22 protein-coding genes are annotated in these 21,586 nt (G+C 30.9%); 13 read left to right on the top strand and 9 right to left on the bottom strand.

The window, feature by feature from the left end; translation table 11 throughout:
* The first annotated feature begins 34 nt into the window (after positions 1-34).
* From GQR92_RS01910 to GQR92_RS01890, 5 genes are all read left to right on the top strand, one after another.
* Positions 35-1,369: a DUF58 domain-containing protein gene (locus GQR92_RS01910; RefSeq protein WP_233269952.1), complete on the top strand. Its 1,335-nt coding sequence runs from the start codon at positions 35-37 to the stop codon at positions 1,367-1,369.
* A gap of 54 nt (positions 1,370-1,423) precedes the next feature.
* Complete coding sequence (locus GQR92_RS01905) at positions 1,424-1,825, top strand: DUF805 domain-containing protein (RefSeq protein WP_233269949.1); 402 nt, start codon at positions 1,424-1,426, stop codon at positions 1,823-1,825.
* Positions 1,826-1,932: 107 nt separating this feature from the next.
* Positions 1,933-3,126 (top strand): multidrug effflux MFS transporter, encoded by a 1,194-nt coding sequence (locus GQR92_RS01900; RefSeq protein ID WP_158837536.1) that lies wholly within the window; start codon positions 1,933-1,935, stop codon positions 3,124-3,126.
* Between the two features lie 96 nt (positions 3,127-3,222).
* On the top strand, positions 3,223-4,344 hold the full coding sequence (locus GQR92_RS01895; RefSeq protein WP_158837535.1) for a TlpA disulfide reductase family protein: 1,122 nt from the start codon (positions 3,223-3,225) through the stop codon (positions 4,342-4,344).
* A 6-nt stretch (positions 4,345-4,350) separates the two neighbouring features.
* Entirely contained in the window at positions 4,351-5,055 is a 705-nt protein-coding gene (locus tag GQR92_RS01890; protein ID WP_158837534.1) for a pseudouridine synthase, read from the top strand.
* Positions 5,056-5,088: 33 nt separating this feature from the next.
* Here GQR92_RS01890 and GQR92_RS01885 read toward each other — a convergent pair whose 3' ends face one another.
* From GQR92_RS01885 to GQR92_RS01870, 4 genes are all read right to left on the bottom strand, one after another.
* Positions 5,089-5,718, bottom strand: coding sequence for a hypothetical protein (locus GQR92_RS01885; RefSeq protein ID WP_158837533.1), 630 nt, complete (start codon positions 5,716-5,718; stop codon positions 5,089-5,091).
* A 140-nt stretch (positions 5,719-5,858) separates the two neighbouring features.
* Positions 5,859-6,674 (bottom strand): alpha/beta hydrolase, encoded by an 816-nt coding sequence (locus tag GQR92_RS01880; protein ID WP_158837532.1) that lies wholly within the window; start codon positions 6,672-6,674, stop codon positions 5,859-5,861.
* 166 nt (positions 6,675-6,840) lie between these two features.
* Positions 6,841-7,020, bottom strand: a complete 180-nt coding sequence (locus tag GQR92_RS01875; RefSeq protein WP_233269947.1) for a CPXCG motif-containing cysteine-rich protein — start codon at positions 7,018-7,020, stop codon at positions 6,841-6,843.
* Positions 7,021-7,025: 5 nt separating this feature from the next.
* The gene (locus GQR92_RS01870) at positions 7,026-8,030 is read right to left on the bottom strand and encodes an NADP-dependent oxidoreductase (RefSeq protein WP_158837531.1); all 1,005 of its coding nucleotides are present in this window, start codon (positions 8,028-8,030) and stop codon (positions 7,026-7,028) included.
* A gap of 509 nt (positions 8,031-8,539) precedes the next feature.
* Here GQR92_RS01870 and GQR92_RS01865 point away from each other — a divergent pair.
* The gene (locus tag GQR92_RS01865) at positions 8,540-9,403 is read left to right on the top strand and encodes a hypothetical protein (protein ID WP_158837530.1); all 864 of its coding nucleotides are present in this window, start codon (positions 8,540-8,542) and stop codon (positions 9,401-9,403) included.
* A 91-nt stretch (positions 9,404-9,494) separates the two neighbouring features.
* Here the strand turns inward: GQR92_RS01865 and GQR92_RS01860 are convergent, their stop codons facing one another.
* From GQR92_RS01860 to GQR92_RS01850, 3 genes are all read right to left on the bottom strand, one after another.
* Positions 9,495-11,486, bottom strand: coding sequence for an alpha-ketoacid dehydrogenase subunit alpha/beta (locus GQR92_RS01860; protein WP_158837529.1), 1,992 nt, complete (start codon positions 11,484-11,486; stop codon positions 9,495-9,497).
* A 116-nt stretch (positions 11,487-11,602) separates the two neighbouring features.
* Positions 11,603-12,082, bottom strand: coding sequence for an Lrp/AsnC family transcriptional regulator (locus tag GQR92_RS01855; RefSeq protein WP_158837528.1), 480 nt, complete (start codon positions 12,080-12,082; stop codon positions 11,603-11,605).
* 76 nt (positions 12,083-12,158) lie between these two features.
* Positions 12,159-13,217, bottom strand: coding sequence for a M14 family zinc carboxypeptidase (locus GQR92_RS01850; RefSeq protein ID WP_158837527.1), 1,059 nt, complete (start codon positions 13,215-13,217; stop codon positions 12,159-12,161).
* Between the two features lie 473 nt (positions 13,218-13,690).
* On the opposite strand from GQR92_RS01850, the gene GQR92_RS01845 reads away from it, so the two are divergent.
* From GQR92_RS01845 to GQR92_RS01825, 5 genes are all read left to right on the top strand, one after another.
* Positions 13,691-14,044: a helix-turn-helix domain-containing protein gene (locus tag GQR92_RS01845; protein ID WP_158837526.1), complete on the top strand. Its 354-nt coding sequence runs from the start codon at positions 13,691-13,693 to the stop codon at positions 14,042-14,044.
* An 80-nt stretch (positions 14,045-14,124) separates the two neighbouring features.
* Positions 14,125-14,904, top strand: coding sequence for a HipA family kinase (locus tag GQR92_RS01840; RefSeq protein WP_158837525.1), 780 nt, complete (start codon positions 14,125-14,127; stop codon positions 14,902-14,904).
* The gene (locus GQR92_RS01835; RefSeq protein WP_158837524.1) at positions 14,894-15,277 is read left to right on the top strand and encodes a DUF3037 domain-containing protein; all 384 of its coding nucleotides are present in this window, start codon (positions 14,894-14,896) and stop codon (positions 15,275-15,277) included. Before GQR92_RS01840 ends, GQR92_RS01835 begins: the two co-directional genes overlap by 11 nt.
* A 16-nt stretch (positions 15,278-15,293) precedes the next feature.
* Positions 15,294-16,124: a mechanosensitive ion channel family protein gene (locus GQR92_RS01830; RefSeq protein ID WP_158837523.1), complete on the top strand. Its 831-nt coding sequence runs from the start codon at positions 15,294-15,296 to the stop codon at positions 16,122-16,124.
* Between the two features lie 179 nt (positions 16,125-16,303).
* A complete protein-coding gene (locus GQR92_RS01825) occupies positions 16,304-16,819 on the top strand; it encodes a hypothetical protein (protein ID WP_158837522.1) in 516 nt (171 codons plus the stop codon).
* 458 nt (positions 16,820-17,277) lie between these two features.
* On the opposite strand, the gene GQR92_RS01820 is transcribed toward GQR92_RS01825, so the two are convergent.
* Positions 17,278-17,553: a winged helix-turn-helix transcriptional regulator gene (locus tag GQR92_RS01820; protein ID WP_158841907.1), complete on the bottom strand. Its 276-nt coding sequence runs from the start codon at positions 17,551-17,553 to the stop codon at positions 17,278-17,280.
* A 157-nt stretch (positions 17,554-17,710) separates the two neighbouring features.
* Between GQR92_RS01820 and GQR92_RS01815 the strand changes: the two genes are divergently transcribed.
* Together GQR92_RS01815 and GQR92_RS01810 are read left to right on the top strand one after the other, a co-directional pair.
* Positions 17,711-18,223 (top strand): VOC family protein, encoded by a 513-nt coding sequence (locus GQR92_RS01815; RefSeq protein WP_158837521.1) that lies wholly within the window; start codon positions 17,711-17,713, stop codon positions 18,221-18,223.
* Positions 18,224-18,285: 62 nt separating this feature from the next.
* Entirely contained in the window at positions 18,286-19,218 is a 933-nt protein-coding gene (locus tag GQR92_RS01810; RefSeq protein ID WP_158837520.1) for a hypothetical protein, read from the top strand.
* A gap of 324 nt (positions 19,219-19,542) precedes the next feature.
* Here the strand turns inward: GQR92_RS01810 and GQR92_RS01805 are convergent, their stop codons facing one another.
* Positions 19,543-21,420: a B12-binding domain-containing radical SAM protein gene (locus GQR92_RS01805; protein WP_233269945.1), complete on the bottom strand. Its 1,878-nt coding sequence runs from the start codon at positions 21,418-21,420 to the stop codon at positions 19,543-19,545.
* Positions 21,421-21,586: the final 166 nt, after the last annotated feature.

Here is a 21,586-nt window from a genome sequence, read left to right as displayed (position 1 = left end):
ACACGATTAAACAAATAAACAATTACACAAAATATTGAAACATTTTTACAACACTTTATTCTTAAACAACCGATTTTTTTACATTCTAGGAGGAATTGCGCTCCTTTTTGTGGTTGGTTTTTTTATACCTATCTTTTTTGAAGTTTCTAAAGTGTTACTTTTTATCGTAGTGGTGTTGCTTTTGGTTGATATTTTTATTTTATATAAAACAAAAGATGCAATTACCGTAAACAGGTATTTACCAGAAAGATTATCGAACGGAGATGCTAATAAAATATCGTTGCAATTAAAAAACACCTACGGATTTAATGCGCATATCTCTATTATTGAGGAAATTCCGTATCAGTTTCAAAAAAGAGATTTTATCTTTCCTTTAATTTTAGCCAACAAAGAAGAAAAAACAATTCATTACGATTTAACTCCAACTGAAAGAGGTGTTTATTTATTTGGAAATATCAATGTATTTGCGAGTTCACCTTTGCAACTGGCTACTAAAAAATATGTTTTAGGCGAGGAAAAAGAACTAAAATGTTATCCCTCTTTTTTAAAATTGAGAGAATTCGATTTTAGAGCCTTTAATAATGATGCTATTTCTTATGGAACAAAAAAAGTACGTAGAATCGGACATTCATTAGAATTCGAGCAAATTAAAGAATATGTTTCTGGTGATGATATTCGCTCTTTAAACTGGAAAGCGACGGCAAAGAGAAGTCAGTTGATGATCAACCAATATGTAGAAGAGAAATCGCAACCGGTGTATTCCATTATTGATAAAGGTCGTGCTATGCAAATGCATTTTCATAATTTAAGTTTATTAGATTATGCCATTAATGCTACATTGGCAATTAGCAATGTTGTTCTTAGGAAACAAGACAAAGCAGGTATGTTGTCTTTTTCAACAAAGTTGGAGGATTGGGTGGTTGCAGAAAAAAGGAACTCACAAATGAGTTTAATTTCCGAAGCGCTACATAACATAAAAACAGATTTCTCAGAATCGGACTTTAGTACGTTATACTCAGTTGTTAAAAGGAAAATTACACAAAGAAGTTTACTTATTTTATATACAAATTTCGAAACTATGGATGGTTTAAATAGACAACTCCCCTATTTACGTGCCTTGGCAAAAAACCATTTGGTATTGGTTGTCTTTTTCGAAAATACCGCGTTAGAAGCATTAACTACAACAAAAAGTGATGCTGTTTTAGATGTGTATGACAGTATTATTGCTGAAAAATTTATGTACGAAAAGAAAAGTATTGTAAAAGAACTCAGAAAATACGGAATTCAGTCTGTTTTAACAAAACCAGAAAACTTAACAGGAGATACGATTAACAAGTATTTAGAGTTAAAATCTAGGGGATTATTTTAAATAAAACATATATTTGTCTGCTTAATTAACTAACTATAAAACTTAAAGAATGAATTGGTATTTAAAAGTATTAAAAGAACACATTACGCAGATTTTAATGGAAGAGCAAGAAGAGAAGAATTTTGGATGTTTCAATTATTCAATTTTCTAGCGATCATCGTTATAATGATTGTTTTTGGAGGTATTGCTGCATTATTGGAAACACCATCAATACTATTTATATCATATATTTATATTTTAGGTATAATTATACCAAGTTTAGCATTAGCTGTTAGAAGAATACACGATACAGGAAAAAGTGGATGGTTTTATTTAGTTTCATTAATTCCATTAGTTGGTAGTATATGGTTATTAGTTATTTATTATACAGATTCTCAAAACGGTACAAATAAATGGGGAGATAACCCAAAAGGAACTGGTAACAACGCTACGATAGATCAAATAGGTAAAGAATAAAAATATTTCAAAAGATATGTTAAAAGGTTGCTGATTTAGCAACCTTTTTTTGTTTTTTTTAAGAGTTATTAGCTCACTTAGCGTTTAAATAAACCTACTTTTGTGCAGTGAAAATTAGACAAAAATCAGAATCAGAATTTATTATTGTAATGGCATCTTTAATGTCTTTGGTTGCTTTTGCAATAGACGCATTATTGCCTGCAATTACAGATATTAGTAAAACAATACATATAGTAGATCCAAAAGACAATCAGTTATTTATAACTATGATTTTTTTAGGATTGGGTTTTGGACAACTTATTTCTGGACCTTTATCTGATAGTTTTGGTAGAAAACCAGTTATTTATGTTGGTTTTATTGTATTTGCCTTTGCTAGTTTTATCTGTGTTTTTGCGGACAGTCTAGAAATGATGATTTTTGGTCGGCTTTTACAAGGAATTGGGCTTTCTGCCCCAAGAACCATTAGTATTGCTATGGTTAGAGACCGTTTTAGCGGTAATTATATGGCTAAAGTGATGTCTTTTATTGTGGTTATTTTCATTTTAGTACCTGTAATTGCACCTGCTGTTGGTAAACTTGTTTTAGATTTATATGGTTGGAGATCTATTTTTTATGGTCAATTAATTATTGGCTTTTTTATCATGCTATGGGTCTGGAAGCGACAACCAGAAACCTTAAAAATAGAAAATCGAAAAAAGTTTAAATTATCCCTTTTTATTGAGGGATCTAAAGAGTTTTTTAAACATAAGTATGCTGTAATTTTCACTATATTTTCTGGTTTTATAACCGGTTCTTTTATGGTGTATTTAAGTGCAAGTCAACGAATATTTGAAGAGCAATATCATTTAAAAGAAGAGTTTCCTTATATTTTTGCAGGTCTTGCTATTAGTATTGGTTTGGCTACGTTTTTAAACGGAAAATTGGTTGTAAGGTTTGGGATGTTTAAGTTAGTCTCTATATTTACTGTAATTTTTACAGTAGTTCCTATTATTTATCTGTTATTATTTTCTGGAGAAAATAATCCTAGTATCTATGTTATTATCGCATTTTTTGCCATACAATTCTTTTCTATAGGTTTTCTTTTTGGAAATACCAGAGCATTGGCCATGGAATCTATTGGTCATATTGCAGGAGTTGGAGCCGCAATTAATGGTTTTGTTTCTACAATTATGGCGGTACCCATTGCAACGTATATTGGGAGTTTTATAGACCAAACAGCTTTACCTCTTTTTATTGGTTTTTTTGTCTGCGGTATTATTTCTTTAGCTTTAATAATGTTACTGAAACTTAAAAAAAATTAAGATAACTACGCTATTATCTTAAAAAGTATTTAAAATTCTTAAAATTATAGTATTTTGCACGGTTCTTAAATTTATTTGAACAATAAATATGTTTTTATGCGTAAATTATTATTCCTAATAGGTAGCTTTTTTATTTTTTTAACTTCTTGTAATTCAGTTGATAAAAAAGAAGAAAACCATAAAGGCTATACCATTAAAGGTGTTTTATCAACTACGGATACCCCTATTGTTTATCTTATCAATGAGCAGGATAAAAAGATAGATTCTTCTATTGTAATCGATAATACGTTTTCTTTTAAAGGAATAGTAACTACAACTAAAACACATCATCTACAGTTAAAAAATAAACCGAAGAAACATGCTATCGTCTTAGAAAATAGTAAGTACACAATACTTATAAATGATGATAAAGCAACTATTTCTGGCGGAAATCTAAATAATAAACAAGTTGATTATTCTAATTTACAAAACGACTTAGATACTAAAAAGCTAGTATCTCTAAATGCTTTTATAAAAGAAGAAATAAAGCTAGATAGCTTGCAAAAATCAATTAAAGCAATTGAATTAGAGAAGAAAGAAATTGCTAAAAGTTTTTTAATATCCAATGCAAATAATGTATTGTCTTCTACCCTATTCCCTACCATTCAAAACTTTAATTTAGAAGAACTTAAAGAAATTAAAAATAATACGGAAGTAGTTAAAACAAATACTTTAACAAGCCTTTTAGATGATGAAATTTCTAAGTTGCAGAAAATTGTTGACGAGGAACTGGCTGAAAAAAATAAAATTGCAGCTGCCAAAAAAGTTTATAGAAAACCGGCCATAATGTTTAGTGGAGACGGTTTAAAAGGAGAATTAATTTCCTTAGAAACTATTATAAAAGGTAAAAAAGTAATCTTAGTCGATTTTTGGGCAAGTTGGTGTGGTCCTTGTCGATTGGTAACTCCTAGGGTTAAAGAATTATATCATAAATATAAAAACAAAGGCTTTACAATTCTTACGGTTTCTGAAGATAAAAATAAAGAGGATTGGAAAAGAGGCATCGAGCAAGACGGTATGTTAAGTTGGTATCATATTTTTGATGATTATGGTAGAATTTCTACCATGCATGGCATTCGCACCATACCTTATATGGTTTTAATTGATGGCAACGGTGGCGTTATTAAAGAAAAAATTTCAATTACAGAATTAGAGTATCAACTTCAAAAATTATTATAATTTTTTATGGAAATTCCTATTGTTTATCAAGATGACTTTATCATTTGTGTTGCAAAACCAAATAATATATTAGTACATCATGCTCGTCACTCTAGAAATGTGGCTGATGAAAAATCTCTTTTGCAACTATTAGATGAGCAAATAGGTGGTAAATTTTATCCGATTCATCGATTGGATAGAAAAACATCTGGAATTATATTACTTGCCAAAGAAACTCAGTATGTTTCTAAGTTTCAAGATTTGTTTACTGCAAACGAAATTCAGAAAACGTATTATGGAGTTGTTCGTGGTTTTTCTCCTGAAACGAAAATTATTGATTCTCCTGTAAAAGGAAGAGATGCAAACGTTCACAAAGAAGCTTTAACACATTTAAGAACCTTAGAACAAGTTACTTTAGATATTCCTGTAAAACCGTATGATTCTTCTCGTTATAGTTTGGTAGCGTTATTGCCTAAAACAGGAAGAATGCATCAATTACGTGTGCATTCTAACAAAATAAGTCACCCTTTAATTGGAGACACAAAATACGGAGACAAGAATCATGATGTTATGTTTGAGGAAAATTTTGGTTGGAAAAACATGTTTCTACATGCTGGAAAATTAGAATTTAAGCACCCTTTTACCGAAAAAGACCTTATTTTAAAAGCTTCTTTTCCAAAAGATTGGATTGCGTTATTTAAAGCTTTTTCTTGGAGAAACCCGTTAGATTAATTTTGGTAGGTTTTTATTTATAGAAATAAAAACCTATGTAGTTATCTTTGGTGTTGGGTCATTTTCTTTGATTCTTTTTCTAATTTTCTTTTCAATTTCAAACACATTTTTTATTCCAGATATATATACCACATCAGGCACAAACCTGTCGGCACCTTTATTTCTGCTTTGCATTTTTCCTGTTCTTAATTCTAGCTCTAATTCTCCGATTCCAGATTTATTACTACTCATCTTTATATTTCCAGAAAACTGTTCCCAGTCTTTAACGATTAATTCACCAGTTCTATATTTTATAAACCTGGTCTCTGTTCCAACAAAATACCCTCCTTTTTGAAAAAGCTGCACGAATGCCCAAATAAATAACCCAATACCAACAACTACAAACAAACCAATTACCAAACTTGGTACTAATATTGGCTCCCAATTATCTAAGCTTCCAGATGTTGGCACATCATTCTCTTTAAAATGAACTTCTTTTCCTGACAACACAGGTACTATAAAGGCAATTACGAAAATACTAACAAAAGCATTCCAGAATAATGAGAAGAACAAAAGAAATAACCCTTTCTTTTTTGGATAATTTCTAGCGCTTTTAATTATAAAATCGGCTTGTTCAGGACTTATTAAAGTCCTTAATTCAACTGGAATAGTATTTGATCTCATTGGGTTTTAATTATGCAGTTTAATCACTATTTTTATTCTTTAAAAATTTTATGACCTCTAAACCTGACTCGTAGTAAAATTATGAGATTGTATACAGAAGTTCTGTAAAAAATTAAATAGAACAAGGGATAAATAAAACGTTATTTATTTTCACTAAAAATCCATGTTAAAGCTTTGTCTTTTGTTGCTCTAAAAATAGTATTATGTTTTTCATTAGGTTCGTCTTCATATTTCCAGATTAATTCACCTTTAGTCTTTTTTAATTTCTGGTTTAATTTATTTGTAAAAGTAGATATATCAGCAACACTAGAACCAGCATACCAAAGCCTTTTGTTTTTATAATTATTTTCTTTGGTTAAGTTTTCGTAATTTTTAACCAAGTAATTTTCATTAAACCATAAAGAAGGATCCATTGCTATAAAATAGTCAAACATGTTTGGTTCTAAAATGAATGTTTCAATAACAAATAAACCAGCCAAAGACTCGCCTATAATTACCTTTTTGTTTGATGTTCTATATTTTCTATCTATTACAGGAAATAATTCATTTTTAATAAATTTTCTAAAATTATCTGCTCCTCCTGGATTTTTAATAAATTTTAAATCGTATTCAATGTTTGATGGTCCTGTTAAATCTCTTCCTCTTTCCGTATTTTCAATACCAACCAATATTACATTAGGAATTTTATTTTGTTTAATTAACGTATCTAATGTGTTTGCTATATGCGGAAAATCTTCTTTTATACCACCATCTGGCATGTAGATTACTGTTAAGCTATCTTTAGAAGCATTATAGTTTGGAGGTGTCCAAACATTTATTACTCGTTCTTCATTAGTGAATTTTGAGTTTATTTTTAAACTGTCATGTTTTGGAATCGGGTCATTATAAACTGTTGCGCTATTTTTACAACTAGCAGTTAGAATTATGATGAATAAGTAAAAAATATGTTTTTTCATAAGTTTTTTTATGTGTGAGAACTGAATTTTTTAATAAACACAAAAAGCTAGCAAACAAGTGTAGCCCTGATTGCAGCAATTGTTTGAGCTCTTTTTTATTCTTTTTCGGAATAAAAAAAGCGAGTGCTAAAAGCAGGAAATAGCTTCAAAAAAAAAGTTTCAAAACTTATTGCTCTATAGACTGTGCGTTAAAACCAATTAACTCTCCATCCTCAAAAGAAGGTGTAATTTCTATGGGGTTACAACAAACCTCGCAATCTTCTATATAGGTTTGTTGGCGCACGCTTTGATCTAAAATCATTGAAATATCTTCCCAACAATGTGGACATTGAAAAAAATGCTCCAACTCCACTATTCGATTACTTTCAAAATTAATTTTCCATTTTTTTCTCCAGTAAACAATCTATTATAGGTTTCCTGAAAGTTTTCGATACCTTCATAGATATCTTCTCTAGATTTTAATTTCCCTTCTTTCATCCAAATAGCCATTTCTTTGGCTGCTTTTCCAAAATCTTTGGTATAATCCATTACTACCATCCCCTTCATGGTAGAACGAGTTACCAATAAAGACAAGTAATTGCTTGGACCTGTTATCTTTGTTTTGTTGTTGTATTGCGAAATTGCACCACAAAGAACTACGGTTGCATTCATTCTTAATTTGCTTAAAGCCGCGTCTAAAATTACGCCTCCAACATTATCAAAATAAACATCAACCCCTTTTGGGCATTTTCTTTTTAATGCTGTATAAATGTTTTCTGATTTATAATCGATTGCTTCATCAAAACCTAATTCGTTTTTAATATATTCACACTTTTCTTTTCCACCAGCGATACCAATTACTCTACAACCTTTTAGTTTAGCAATTTGTCCGGCAATACTACCAACTGCTCCTGCAGCACCAGAAATCAATACAATATCTCCTTCTTTAACATTTGCAACTTCTAGTATTCCAAAATAAGCAGTCATACCTGGCATTCCTAAAACACCTAAAAAAGTAGGCATTGGTGCTACTTTTTCATCTACTTTAAAACAGCCTTCTCCGTCTGAAACAATATATTGCTGTACACCACCCCAACCAGAAACACAATCTCCTATTTGAAAATTAGGGTTGTTGTTATTTTGAATTACTTTACCAATAGAACCTGCACGCATTACGCTATCTATGGCAACTGGAGGAATGTAAGATTTTGTGTCATTCATCCAACCACGCATTGCTGGATCTAAAGAAACATAATGTTGTTGAATTAAAATTTCTCCTTCTTCTAGTTCTGGAACTGGAGTTTCTTGAATTTGCCAAGTATTTTTATCTGGCGTTCCTTTTGGACGATTTTTTAGGGTGATTTGCTTATTGGTCATTACTAACATTTTAGATTCTAAAAATAGTATTTTTTAAGAATCAATCAAATTTAAAATACAATTTTAATTTATTTTTTTATTAAATATAAATTTCAATAAAAAATATAAAAAACACAAGTTTATATATATTAAATATTTAAAAAAAAAAATAAGTCCATCAATTCTTCCTTGTAAAGACTCTATTTACTGGTGAAATCTTCTTTTTTTTTGCTCAAAAAAATAGCCTATAATTCTCTATTTATTGAGATATAAATAAGAACCAAGACACTACAGGATAGTTAAATATAAAATTGTAAATAAATTTACTTAATATTGTTTTTTTATAAAATATTTCAAAATAGATTTAAAAAAATACGAATACCGCTTTTTTTTAACTTTTGTTTTACAAATAAAAAACCAATAACTCCCCCACTATTTACAACAACTAACTTTCGCAATATACTTGTGAAGTTTCTTGTTTTTAAGAGTTTTAAGAAAACGAAAAACAATTAACACAAACTTAATATATTATGAATAACCTAAAAAAATTATCAATAGTACTTGCTATTGCTTTTTCATTTCAAAATTGTGAAAATGAAGAAAGAAACGTCGAAGTAAACGAACCTCAAGGGGTTACTAGTCCAACCAACCTTGAAGGAGAGTCTGCCAATTACACTGTGAGTCAATTTGGACAAAACTCTTATTGGGCAAGTTGGATTGTTGATGTAAATACAACAAACCGATTAAAATCTTACCATAATAGCTCAGCAAATTTATTTGCTTTAGGCAATGTGCCTATTTATTTTGCGGCAGGATCTGGTACTTACAATGCATTATCTTATGGACCACCAAACAACTATATTGTATGGGGTCAAGAGCTTTTGCAAGCTGCTAAAAACTATGGAAATGCAGCTATAGCTTATGTTGCAGCACATGAAATGGGACACCAAGTTCAGTTTAGAAACTACGGAATACCAAGTAGTAACAATGTTAGTGCGGTAGAACTTGAAGCAGACGGTTTTTCTGGTTACGCTCTTTATAAAACGTATTCAACTAACTGGAATAGTGTATCATCAGCTTACAGTTTTGCACAAGCAATTGCCGGGGCAAGCGGTTCATCTCATGGTTCTGCTCCACAAAGACGTTCTGCGTTTAGATTAGGATGGTGGATGGCCCAAACTTATGGTACATTTACTCCTGCACAACTTGATCAATACTTTTTCTACTACTATAATCAGTATGTTTTAGGAGGATTGCTTAAACAAGAAGTTGCTAAACCTAAAGGAATTACACCTGAATTAGATAATTTTATACTATCTAAAATTGATGAATTAACTAAAATCAATAATGGCGAAATTTCTGAAGAAGAATTCTCTAACTTAGAATCTAAATAAATTATCAACTAACCAAATCAGTTAATTGTTTTTAAAGAGGAAATTTATTTTTCCTCTTTTTTTATGCGCTTTATTTTTTTTAAAATAAATTTTAATAACTCAACAAGTCTAAAATTTGTTTTTCTAGTCCGTTTTTACCTACCAAATATTGATCTTCTAAACCCTTATCAAACGGAATTGGAGTTTCTAAACTTGCAATACGCTTTACAGGCGCGTCTAAATACTCGAAACAGTGCTCGTTAATTAAAGCAGAAATATCACTTGCAATACCACCAAACAGGGAATCTTCTTGCACAATAACCGCTTTACCTGTTTTTTTAACCGAAGCATAAATGGTCTCAACATCTAAAGGTTGTAAAGTCCTTAAGTCGATAACATCTACTGCAATGTTTTTTAAGTTTACTAAAACAGCTAAAACCCAATGAATTGCCACTCCGTAACTAATTATTGTAAGTTGATCTCCTTCTTTTAAAAGTGCTGCTTTTCCTATTTCTGTTGAAAAATAATTTTCAGAAACCTCCTGATAAACAGACCTATACAGTGCTTTGTGTTCGAAAAAAAGCACAGGATTCGGGTTATTAATCGCTTCAATTAATAAACCTTTTGCGTCTTGCGGAAATGCAGGATACACCACAATTAAACCAGGTGTTTTGGTAAACCAAGCTTCATTGGTTTGACTGTGAAAAGGACCTGCGCCAACTCCCGCTCCACAAGGCATTCTTACCACGATATCTGCATTTTGCCCCCATCTATAATGCGATTTTGCTAATAAATTAACAATTGGATTAAAGCCCGACGACACAAAATCTGCAAATTGCATTTCTATAACAGATTTTATGTTATTTACAGACAAACCATAACCCGCAGAAACAATGGCAGATTCGCAAATTGGCGTATTTCTAACGCGCTCTTTGCTAAATTTCTTTACAAATTGATCTGTTATTTTAAAAGCCCCTCCGTATTCTGCAATATCTTGTCCCATGATAATTAAATCATCATACTTTTCCATAGACTGTTCTAATCCTTGAGAAATAGCATCTATAAAACGAATGTTTTCCTTCTTACCAGCAGGTATTATTGCCTTGTAATGGTGCTTTTTGTACACATCCTTTAATTCGGTTTCTAAATTGGGGATCACTTTTTCTTCCTTAAAAGCTATTTGAAGATGTTCATTTATTTCATGAATAATTGCTTCTTTATATGAAACCTCTATTTCTTCGGATAAAATTCCTTCATTTTTAAGAAATTCTTGATAATTTTCTAAAGGATCTTTGGCTCCCCAAAAATCTAAATCCGCTTGCGGAACATATTTTGTACCACTTGCCTCTTCATGACCGCGCATTCTAAAGGTTTTAAACTCTAATAAAATGGGTCTTGGTTCTTTACGGACACTTTTTGCTAACTCATTAACTTTTGTGTAGACTTCTAAAATATTATTTCCATCAATAATATGGCTTTCTATACCGTAACCAATTCCTTTATCTGCAATATTTTCACATTTAAACTGCTCTGAAGTTGGTGTAGATAAACCATACCCATTATTTTCTACACAAAATAATACAGGTAAACTCCAAACGGCAGCTATATTTAAGGCTTCGTGAAAATCACCTTCACTTGTACCACCTTCTCCCGTAAAAACAGTGCAAACCTTGTGGTTGTTTTTTAACTTATAACCTAATGCAATGCCGTCTGCGACACCTAGTTGCGGACCTAAATGAGAAATCATGCCTACAATATGATATTCTTGTGTACCAAAATGAAAGCTTCTGTCCCTACCTTTTGTAAAACCATTCATTTTACCTTGCCATTGAGAAAACAATCGATATAACGGAAGTTCTCTCGTTGTAAAAACCCCTAAGTTTCTATGCATTGGTAAAATATACTCGTCTTTATCTAAAGCAGCGGTAACACCTACAGAAATTGCTTCTTGCCCAATACCAGAAAACCATTTCGATATTTTTCCTTGCCTTAAAAGAATCAGCATTTTCTCTTCAATTAAGCGAGGTTTTAGCATACTTTTATACAAACTTAATAGCATGCCGTTACGGAAAGAATCTTTATTAAAATCAATTTTAGAAGTCATAAATTGCAGATTTCATAATTATACAAACTAACATAGTGGTAACAGGTGTATAATCTACAAAAAAAAATCCTTATCATTTTATTGATAAGGATTATACATATTATAAAAAAGAAGTATTACAACTGCTGAAAAATTTCGTGCATCATTCTCTTTTTATCATTGATGCTTTCTTCTAAAGCAATCATTGTTTCTGTTCTGTTAACTCCATTAATATCATCTATTCTATAAATAATATCTTTTGCGTCATTAGTTCCTTTTGCTCTTACTTTACAGAAGATATTGTATTTACCTGCAGTAACATAAGCTACAGTTACATTTGGTATACTTCTTAGATCTGTAATTACGTTTTGAGTCATAGAAGTTTTTTCTAAGTAAATACCCACATGTGCTATAAATGAATAGCCCATTTTTTCGTAGTTTAAGGTAAGTGTAGATCCTTGAATAATACCTTCATCCTCCATTTTTTTAACACGTACGTGAATTGTACCTGCAGAAACTAATAATTGTTTCGCAATATCAGTAAATGGTGTTCTTGCATTTTCAATTAACACATCTAATATTTGATGATCAATTTCGTCTAATATAAATTTTTTCATTTTTTACGTATTATTCAAATTCCTGTGCAAATTTATGAATTTAATTTAATTAAACCACCATAAACCTAACAAATACTTAAATATTTTCTCTTTCGAAAACGATTTCGTGATGTCCAACTTTAGAAATTAAACTATTTTCGTCTACTTTGTTTAATTTTGAAACAAACTTACCATCTATAATTTGGTCCACATATTGGTAAGCAACATCATTTTTAGTATCAGGGTATCTGTGAATAACATCATAGAAAATTATATCATTATTAGGGATATTAAAGTAATCCTCATAATTTATAAAGCTTGTTGTATTTGCAATATGATGAAGTCCTTGTAATAACGAGTAAAAGGTGTATTTTCTAACCTCTTCTCTATCATAATCATCAGGATAATGCCCAGATTCTATTAAAATTGTATTGTAGCCCAATTTCTGAAAATTATCTCCTGTAGCAGTCGGATAAAATTCATCCGTATATCTACCAACAAAATTAGGAATTGCACTTTGCAACATCGCATTCATGCTAACAATAACATCCATGGTAGCAATTCTACCCTTTGTAAGACCTCTTGTAACCTCCTCTGAAGGAGCTAAAAAAGAAATAGTAGCTGGGTTTTTAGTGCCTTCTACACTAAAAATAGTTCTTTGATCGTGCAGGTTAAAACAAAACTGCGGATTGAATTCTTCTAGAATACTACGTAACAGCTTACTTTCTGTAGCAACTCTATTTACGGCATCTCTATTAAGATCTACATTATTTGCATTTACCCTAGTATAGGCTTGTGCTCCATCAGGATTTAACATTGGTATAAAAACCAACGTACATTCTTCTAGTATTTTAGAAAAAACAGCGTCTGTACTATTTAAAATACAGTTAAAAAGATCGAATAAAGCTCTTGTACCCGTACTTTCATTTCCATGCATTTGAGACCATAATAATATCTTCTTAGAACCATTCCCAATTTTTAATTGATGAATCGGTCGGTTTTCTTCGGATGTACCAATTTGAGAAACTTCAAATTTAGATTCGTATTTAGAGAAAAGGTTTTCTATGTCTTTATATGTAATCCATTTTCCATGCAAAGTATTTTCTTTTTGCGCTGCGTATATATTTTCTAAAAAACCGATTGGTAAACTATTCATATTATGCTGGTATTTTTTTTCAAAAATAGAGAAATTTTAAAAGTTAGCTATCATTTATAATTAATCAAATCATATTTATTTATAAAATAATGTAAGCTTAAACTTCATAAGTCCACATTTTATTTCATGTTTATAAGTAGTTAAAAGCACTGTCATTTTAATGTTTACAATTGTCACTTTACAAAAGATTACAATTGTAAATCACATTAATGTTACAAATGTAAAATCAAGATTGAATTACAAATGTTACTGTTGTAAATTGTAAACTGTAACCAATCAATTCTATTTAATCACCCCTCTTCCTTACATAAACATTTCTTATGTATTATTTTTAATTAACTTTATTTTAGATATTTACGATATTTACTTAAAGCTTTAGTTTAATATTAAAATCACATTATTTCTTATTTACAATTATATACTTTGTTGCTGTGATTAGATTGGTTACATTTGTATAATACAATAATGTTACAATGGTAAACATATCTGAATTTACAACACGACTTAAGAAAGTAATGGATTTTCACCAATTATCTGCCTCTATGTTTGCAGACAAAGTGGGTGTGCAACGTTCTAGTATTTCTCATATTTTGTCTGGAAGAAATAAACCAAGTTTAGATTTTATTCTAAAAGTAACATCAGAATTTGTTGATGTAGATATGTATTGGCTGTTAAACGGAAAAGGAAGTTTTCCTAAAAATGCGGAAACGAAGGTTGCAGCTACTCCAACTTTTTTTAATGAGACTTCGGCTGAAACTGTTGGAAAAAAAATACAACGTATTGTTGTTTTTTATTCTGATGGAACTTTTGATGAATATCAGAAATAGTAAAAACTTTAACAAAAGGAGATCAAAACAAATATTCCTCTTTTATCTTCAATTTAGATAAATAGCATAATTTAGTCTTTATGAATAAAATTGATATTAGAACTGTAAATGTTGTTCAGTATTTACAACCTTTACGAGAAGGTGGTTCTTTGCCTGCAATTGTAAAAGCAGATGATGGTTTTTTATATGTACTTAAGTTTAGAGGTGCAGGACAAGGTAAAAAAGCATTGATTTCAGAATTTATTGGAGGAGAACTCGCTAGAGCGATTGGCTTAAAAGTGCCAGAGTTGGTGTTTATGAATTTAGACGACTCTTTTAGCAAAACAGAACCCGATGAAGAAATTCAGGATTTGCTAAAATTTAGTATTGGTTTAAATTTAGGATTGCATTTTTTATCGAGTGCCATTACTTATGATCCTTTAGTTTCTACTGCAGATGCATTAACGGCTTCTAAAGTGGTTATTCTAGATAGTTTAATTAGCAATATAGATAGAACTGCAAAAAACACCAATCTATTAAATTGGAATAATGAGCTTTGGGTAATAGACAACGGAGCAAGTTTTTACTTTCATCATAATTGGACTACTTGGAAAAATCACTTAACAAGAACCTTCCCTTTAATAAAAGACCACGTGCTTTTACCTAAAGCAACAAATCTTAAAAAAGCATCAGAAGAAATAAAACAACTTATAAATATTGATGTAATTACTGAAATCGTTTCTAACATTCCAGAAGATTGGCTGTTAAGCGAGGGAGAAGTTTTAACACCCGATGAAATGAGAGCAGCGTATATTCAATTTTTAAACGCAAAACTTTCTATGATTGATGAATTAGTAAAAGAAGCTGAAGATGCAAGATAAAGTTACCTTTGAATACGCCATTATTAGATTGGTACCTAAAGTAGAACGCGAAGAATTCTTTAACGTGGGAGTTATTTTGTTTTCGAAACGTAAAAAATTCTTGGATATGAAATATCATATCAATGCAGATAAACTAAAAGCATTGGCACCAGAATTAGAGTTAGAATTCTTAAACGATTATTTAAACGCTTGGAAATTAATTTGTGAAGGAAAAACCACTGGAGGTAAAATTGGTGAATTTGAAATTTCTGATCGATTTAGATGGTTAGCAGCTTGTAGAAGTACCATAATACAAAGTTCTAAAACGCATCCTGGCTTGTGTTCTGAGCCAGAAAAAGAATTAAAAGATATTTTTGAAAAGTATGTGTTATAATTTTAATATAAAGTAAATGGATTTATTACAAAAAATTTTAGAATTCGAACTCTTTAATGTCGCTAACTATAGTTTAAAGATTAGTGCCTTATTTATGGTGCTCCTTATTTTTATCATCACTAAAGTTGTTTTATGGTTGCTTAAAAAATCTTTGTTTAGAAATAAAGGTGTTAACGAATTTAATGAAGGAAACATCTATTCCTTATTTCAAATTATAAAATATGTTATTTGGGTAATTGCCTTTGCTTTTATTTTAGAAGCATTTGGCATTAAAGTAACCATTTTAATTGCGGGTTCTGCAGCATTATTAGTAGGTGTTGGTTTGGGATTGCAACAAACCTTTAACGATATTATTTCTGGTATTATTTTACTTTCAGAAAGATCTATTAGAGTTTCTGACGTTTTAGAAATAGATGGAGATATTGTAAAAATTCAAGAAATTGGTTTACGAACTTCTAAAGGATTAAATACAGATGATATTTCTATTATCATTCCTAATTCTTTAATTACTACTAATAAAGTTATTAACTGGAGCCATCAAACGCATTTAAATCGTTTTAGAATTGATATTGGAGTTTCTTATGATAGTGATGTAGAATTTGTAATTAAAATGCTAGAAGAAAGTGCCAAAGAACATGTAGAAGTAGATCATAAAAAATTGATAGAAGCACGATTGGTTAGTTTTGGCGATTCGTCCTTAAATTTTCAGGTGTTATTTTATAGCAGCACTATTTTTGGTTCGGATAGAATGAAAAGTGATATCCGCAGAATTATTAGACGTAAATTTATGGAAAACAATATTGCCATTCCTTTTCCGCAAATGGATGTACACATAAAACAGAGCTAGAAAGCAACAACCTTCTGCTTAAGATGATTTTTAGTATTAAAATAGTGACTAAAACAAGCCTATTTATACCGAAAACAAATTTTAAAAAAGCACTATATTTTTAAATAAAAGTAACTTTTACGTTAAACCTTTGTCGTAAATTTATGTCTGTATTGTAGACATTTAAATTACATAGCGTCATGGCAAAAAGAAAGACTCCGTTCTCATTTCAAATTAGAATTATTCACAGATATTTAGGTTATTTTTTAGCCGGAATTATGTTTGTGTACGCATTAAGTGGAATTATAATGGTTTTTAGAGATACCGATTTTCTAAAAACAGAAGTTATCACAGAAAAAAAATTAGCTCCAAATTTAACCGCTAGAGATTTAGCTCCGATATTTAAAAAAGGAGCAAAAGTTTTAAGTCAAAAAGGAGATGTATTATACTTAAGAAATGGTAGTTACAATCAAACAACAGGTGTAGCTAATATCAAAAAAATGCAATTGCCATTTATTCTTGATAAAATGGAACATTTGCACAAAGCAAACACCAATAGTCCACTCTATTTTTTAAACATCTTTTTTGGAGTGTCTTTATTATTTTTTGTTTTTTCTGCTTTTTGGATGTACACACCAAAAATGCCTATTTTTAAAAAAGGAATGTATTTTACGGTTGGCGGAATTGTGCTAACCATTATTCTATTGTTTATTTAACACCCAATAAACGTTAAGCAGCTTAATTTTTTAATTCGGTTTTACTATTGTTTTCAAGCAGTAGTAAAATCGAATTTTTAAATTATAGAAGCATTTAGTTCTCGACAGCGCTCGAACTGACAATTGGGGATTGTTTCGAGTGTCATTACGAATGAGGTACGAATGAAGTAATCTTTGTTTAGATAAAGAGACTGCTTCGTTCCTCGCAATGACAAACCTACCGTCATTACGAGGACGATAGGACGAAGTAATCTGTTTATTCTGAGTTACAAATTAACAGATTGCTTCGTAACCTCGCAATGACAAATGGGGTTTTGTTTTTTCGACCTTTGGGAGAAATCCCATAAAGTGATGACATTGTTGTGTTTTTTGTTATGTGATTTCTCGACTGCGCTCGAAATGACAATTGGGGTGGTTTTGTTTTGCGTTTTAAAATAAATAAAACAAAATCCTTATAATTATTCTGCAATATCTTTTAAACCCCAAGCATCTAAACTTCTTAGAATTGCTTCTAAAGATTGCCCTCTTTCTGTTAGCGTATACTCTACTTTTGGCGGAACAACAGGGTATACTTTCCTAGAAATTAGTCCGTCTTTTTCTAACTCTCTTACCGTTTGTGTAAACATTTTGTTAGAAATACCTATAATGTGTTTTTGCAACACTCCAGAACGCAAACCACCTTCTAATAAGTGGAATAATATTAAAGGTTTCCATTTTGTACCTATTAAATTCATGGTGTAATTTAACGGACATGTAATTTTTTCTATCAAATTTATATTTTTATAATGCTGATAATCATTAATTTACTCGTTTAGGTAACTATACTACTTTTTGGTAAGTTATTGCTATAAAGGCAAATATAAGTTAAATTTGCAGTCTAAATTAGAAATTATGACTGAAAATAAAAATTACCCAAAATCATTCTCACATATTGGTCTTACCGTTCCTAACATTAAAGAAGCTGTAAAATTTTATTCAGAAGTAATGGGCTGGTACATTATTATGGAACCTTCTACAGTTAAAAAAGAAACTGAAACTGCCATTGGTAAAATGTGTATTGACGTTTTTGGTGAAGATTGGACCGAATTTGAAATTGCACATTTATCTACTTCAGATGGTATTGGTGTTGAGTTGTTTTGTTTTCCGAACGGAATTAAAGAAGCACCAGAATTTAGTCCTTTTAATACAGGTCTTTTTCATTTTTGTATTCAAGATCCTAATATAGAAGAATTGGTCGATAAAATTGTTGCTTACGGAGGAAAACAAAGAATGCCAATTAGAGAATATTACCCAAAAGACAAGCCTTTTAAAATGTGTTATGTAGAAGATCCTTTCGGAATTGTTTTTGAAGTGTACACGCATAGTTACGAATTAACCTATTCTTCTGGTGCCTATGCAAAGTAAAAAACTAGTAACTTAGCTGCTTTACGTTGAATAATTCAGCGTAAAGTTTATACCAGCTAAAAATGAAGAATAACAGTTTACTTATACTATTTCTCTTAACTATTTTTATTTCTTGTAAATCAGAAAAGAAAAATCCTGTACATAAAGAAGTTCAGAAGGAAGCTAAAACAGAAACCATTGTTACTGATCTTTTTGAAATTATAAAACCGACAGAAAATTCTAAAGCGGTATTAATTTTATTTGGAGGTTTTGGAGAAAAACCTGCTGATATAAAAAGGGAATTCCAAATTGTAGACATTGCTAAAAAGAATCAAATCAGTTTGGTTTTAATGAATTATAGCGATAAACTTTGGTTGGAAGAACGTGATAAAAAAAATCTAGCTACGCTTTTACAAAATACTTTAGAGAAACATAATTTAAGTACTAATGATATTTATATTGGTGGTTTTTCTAGCGGAGGAATTGTAAGCTTATTAATTAGTGATTACATTACAGGTCTAAAAGAGTTCCATATACAACCTAAAGGGGTTTTTATTGTAGACTCGCCTATCGATCTTTTAGCTTTATATGAGGCTTCCTTAATAAATATAGAAAGAAATTTTTCTGATATTGCTGTTCAGGAAAGTACTTGGATTAAAAATTTATTTGATAAAGAATTAGGAAACCCAAAAGACGGAATTTCTAATTATGAAAAATATGCCGTATTTACATCGGCATCTAATTACACGGCAAACCTTAGTAATTTAAAAAACACAAAAATTAGATTCTACACAGAGCCAGATGTAAATTGGTGGAAAGTAAATAGAAAGACTAATTTTGAGCAAACCAATGCTTATTACATTCAACAATTATCTGAATCTTTAAAAAAACGCGATTTTAAAAACGTTGCATACATTACTACAAAAAATAAAGGCTACAGAGCAAATGGAGACAGACATCCACATAGTTGGTCTATTATTGATACAGAGAATTTAATGAATTGGATTTTAAATTAGGAATTAGTTGTTAGGAATAATGGAGGTTTGTTTTGTGTTAGAATTAAAGCACACAGTTTTGTCATTTCGACCTTTGGGAGAAATCTCATAAAGTGATGCTGTTGTTGTGGTTATTGTTATGTGGTTTCTCCTATCGTCGAAATGACAATTGAGATGTTTTAAGAAGTACTTAGTTCTCGACTGCGCTCGAACTGACAATGGAAATAAATACCGTTGACAAACAAGTCTAGCCCAGATTGAACGGTCTGTTTGAGCTCTTTTTTATTCTTTTTCGGAATAAAAAAAGCGAGTAGTGAAAGCTGGAAATAGCTTCAAAAAAACAACCTACTCTTTCAAACATTTTTCAATCATAGTACTATTAACAGTAACTCTAGGAACCTTAAAATCGAAATATTTGTGCAGCGGAATTTCAAATCCTTTGTGATTTAAGTAGTTGTTTAAAGCTGAATTTAAACCCTCACTATATAAATGGTGCTCTGCTCCTGTTGGATCTTCGTGATATAAATCGTTTTCTGCAAATCCTTTAAATTCTGGACCAATAATATTAATTTCAAATTCGTCTGGGTTTTTACCAACCGGACTGTGGCTTGTGCACGCAAATTGATGCCAAAAAGCAGACTGAATGCAATTGTTGTAAAATAACTGACGTACCACTTCTAAAGAATCGATGGTTTCTTGCGCTGTTTCTGTAGGAAAACCAAACATTAAATAGGCATGTACCATAATATTTTCATCAGAAAAGGCTTTGGTTACCCTTGCAACTTGTCCGATGTCAACCCCTTTTTTCATTTTCTCTAACAATCTATCAGAGGCAACTTCTAATCCGCCAGTAACCGCAATACAACCAGATTTAGATAATAATGCGCACAATTCTGCATTAAACGTTTTCTCGAAACGGATGTTGGTCCACCAAGTAATGTACACTTTGCGTTCTAGCAACTTGTTTGCCAAGGCTCTTAACATTTTTGGTGGCGCTGCTTCGTCTACAAAATGAAAACCTGTAATTCCGGTTTCTGATATTATTTGTTCAATTTTATCCACCAAATCATCGGCTGTGGTGTTTTGGTAATTGCTGATATAATCTAGATTTACATCACAAAAAGAACATTTTTTCCAGTAACAACCGTGAGAAATGGTAAGTTTATTCCACTTTCCGTCAGACCACATTCTATGCATCGGATTCATTACATCTAAAAAAGACAAATATTTTGCCGTTGGCAAACCAATATAACTTGGTGCTGGTAAATTCTTATGATGAAATATCGTGTTGGGCAATTTATTTGCATATACAACTTCGTTATTTCTACAGATATAGGTTCTTTCTAGCTGCTCCTCGCCTATTTTTCCGTCTAAAAATTCTGTGATTCTTAACAACGGACCTTCGCCATCATCTAAGGTGATAAAATCTACAAAATCGAAAATTCTAGGATCCGACAAACGTCTTAATTCGGTGTTGCAATAACCGCCACCCATTCCTATTTTAATGTTCGGATAATTCTGTTTGATAAACTGCCCGCATCGCAACGCAGAAAACAAATTACCAGGAAAAGGAACTGTAAAACAGATTAAATCGTACTTGTTTTCTTGTAATTCTTGGTCTAACAAATACAACATTTCGTCTTCTATCAGCGTCGTTTCAAACTGCAAACAGTCGTCTAACTCATCGAAACTAGAGGCTGCTCTACCAATTTGTTCGGCATAACGGGTAAATGAGAAAAACTCGTCTACATTGGCGTTTATAAAATCGCCTAATTCTTCTACAAACAACGTGGCAATATGTTTGGCTTTGTCTAAGATTCCTAATTTTCCAAATTCGGTACTTAAATCTTTGTCTAGTTTTATGCGTCGGTGTCCGTGTGGTAAATAATCTTTATGCACAATTTGATACGCTGCCGTAACTTCTTGCACACGCAAATAATTCATTACAGAGTCTACTTTATTGATGTAATCTTCTTTTTGTTGCCAAACCAAAGGCAATTCTTTACCACCCAGCATTTCTGCTTGTTTAAAAATGGCATCTATAAATTCTTTGGTAAACACTGCGGTAAACAACTCGATACTTAAATCTATTTGTGTTGTTGGTACCTCTTTAGAATCTAAAAATCCTTTAATGTAGGCAGTTGCAGGATACGCAGTATTTAACTGTGTAAATGGTGGAGTTACTAGAAGTGTGTTTACAGACATAAATAAAATAAAGTGCAAAGATACTACCTCATTTAGGAAAAGGACAGAAAAGTTTTATTGGTTTTTGTTGATGGGGATTTGGAAGGAGGTTTTGGTTGATAAGTTGTTATAACCTGTTTTTTTACTTTTGAAATTATTGAAGGGAAAAGGTTAAATTTGTTAGATTCTAATATAAACTATTAAA

Source organism: Polaribacter sp. L3A8 (assembly GCF_009796785.1).
Lineage (GTDB): Bacteria > Bacteroidota > Bacteroidia > Flavobacteriales > Flavobacteriaceae > Polaribacter.
Note: the sequence above shows the minus strand (reverse complement) of the source record. Positions and strands in the feature narration are given on the sequence as shown.

Excerpts from the sequence above, each read along its gene's own strand:
- GQR92_RS01895 (WP_158837535.1), top strand. The coding sequence starts at position 3,223 with ATGCGTAAATTATTATTCCTAATAGGTAGCTTTTTTATTTTTTTAACT.
- GQR92_RS01870 (WP_158837531.1), bottom strand. The coding sequence starts at position 8,030 with ATGACCAATAAGCAAATCACCCTAAAAAATCGTCCAAAAGGAACGCCA.
- GQR92_RS01850 (WP_158837527.1), bottom strand. The coding sequence starts at position 13,217 with ATGAATAGTTTACCAATCGGTTTTTTAGAAAATATATACGCAGCGCAA.
- GQR92_RS01880 (WP_158837532.1), bottom strand. The coding sequence starts at position 6,674 with ATGAAAAAACATATTTTTTACTTATTCATCATAATTCTAACTGCTAGT.
- GQR92_RS01840 (WP_158837525.1), top strand. The coding sequence starts at position 14,125 with ATGAATAAAATTGATATTAGAACTGTAAATGTTGTTCAGTATTTACAA.
- GQR92_RS01810 (WP_158837520.1), top strand. The coding sequence starts at position 18,286 with ATGAAGAATAACAGTTTACTTATACTATTTCTCTTAACTATTTTTATT.
- GQR92_RS01815 (WP_158837521.1), top strand. The coding sequence starts at position 17,711 with ATGACTGAAAATAAAAATTACCCAAAATCATTCTCACATATTGGTCTT.
- GQR92_RS01845 (WP_158837526.1), top strand. The coding sequence starts at position 13,691 with ATGGTAAACATATCTGAATTTACAACACGACTTAAGAAAGTAATGGAT.
- GQR92_RS01825 (WP_158837522.1), top strand. The coding sequence starts at position 16,304 with ATGGCAAAAAGAAAGACTCCGTTCTCATTTCAAATTAGAATTATTCAC.
- GQR92_RS01830 (WP_158837523.1), top strand. The coding sequence starts at position 15,294 with ATGGATTTATTACAAAAAATTTTAGAATTCGAACTCTTTAATGTCGCT.
- GQR92_RS01835 (WP_158837524.1), top strand. The coding sequence starts at position 14,894 with ATGCAAGATAAAGTTACCTTTGAATACGCCATTATTAGATTGGTACCT.
- GQR92_RS01855 (WP_158837528.1), bottom strand. The coding sequence starts at position 12,082 with ATGAAAAAATTTATATTAGACGAAATTGATCATCAAATATTAGATGTG.
- GQR92_RS01885 (WP_158837533.1), bottom strand. The coding sequence starts at position 5,718 with ATGAGATCAAATACTATTCCAGTTGAATTAAGGACTTTAATAAGTCCT.
- GQR92_RS01820 (WP_158841907.1), bottom strand. The coding sequence starts at position 17,553 with ATGAATTTAATAGGTACAAAATGGAAACCTTTAATATTATTCCACTTA.
- GQR92_RS01890 (WP_158837534.1), top strand. The coding sequence starts at position 4,351 with ATGGAAATTCCTATTGTTTATCAAGATGACTTTATCATTTGTGTTGCA.
- GQR92_RS01860 (WP_158837529.1), bottom strand. The coding sequence starts at position 11,486 with ATGACTTCTAAAATTGATTTTAATAAAGATTCTTTCCGTAACGGCATG.
- GQR92_RS01865 (WP_158837530.1), top strand. The coding sequence starts at position 8,540 with ATGAATAACCTAAAAAAATTATCAATAGTACTTGCTATTGCTTTTTCA.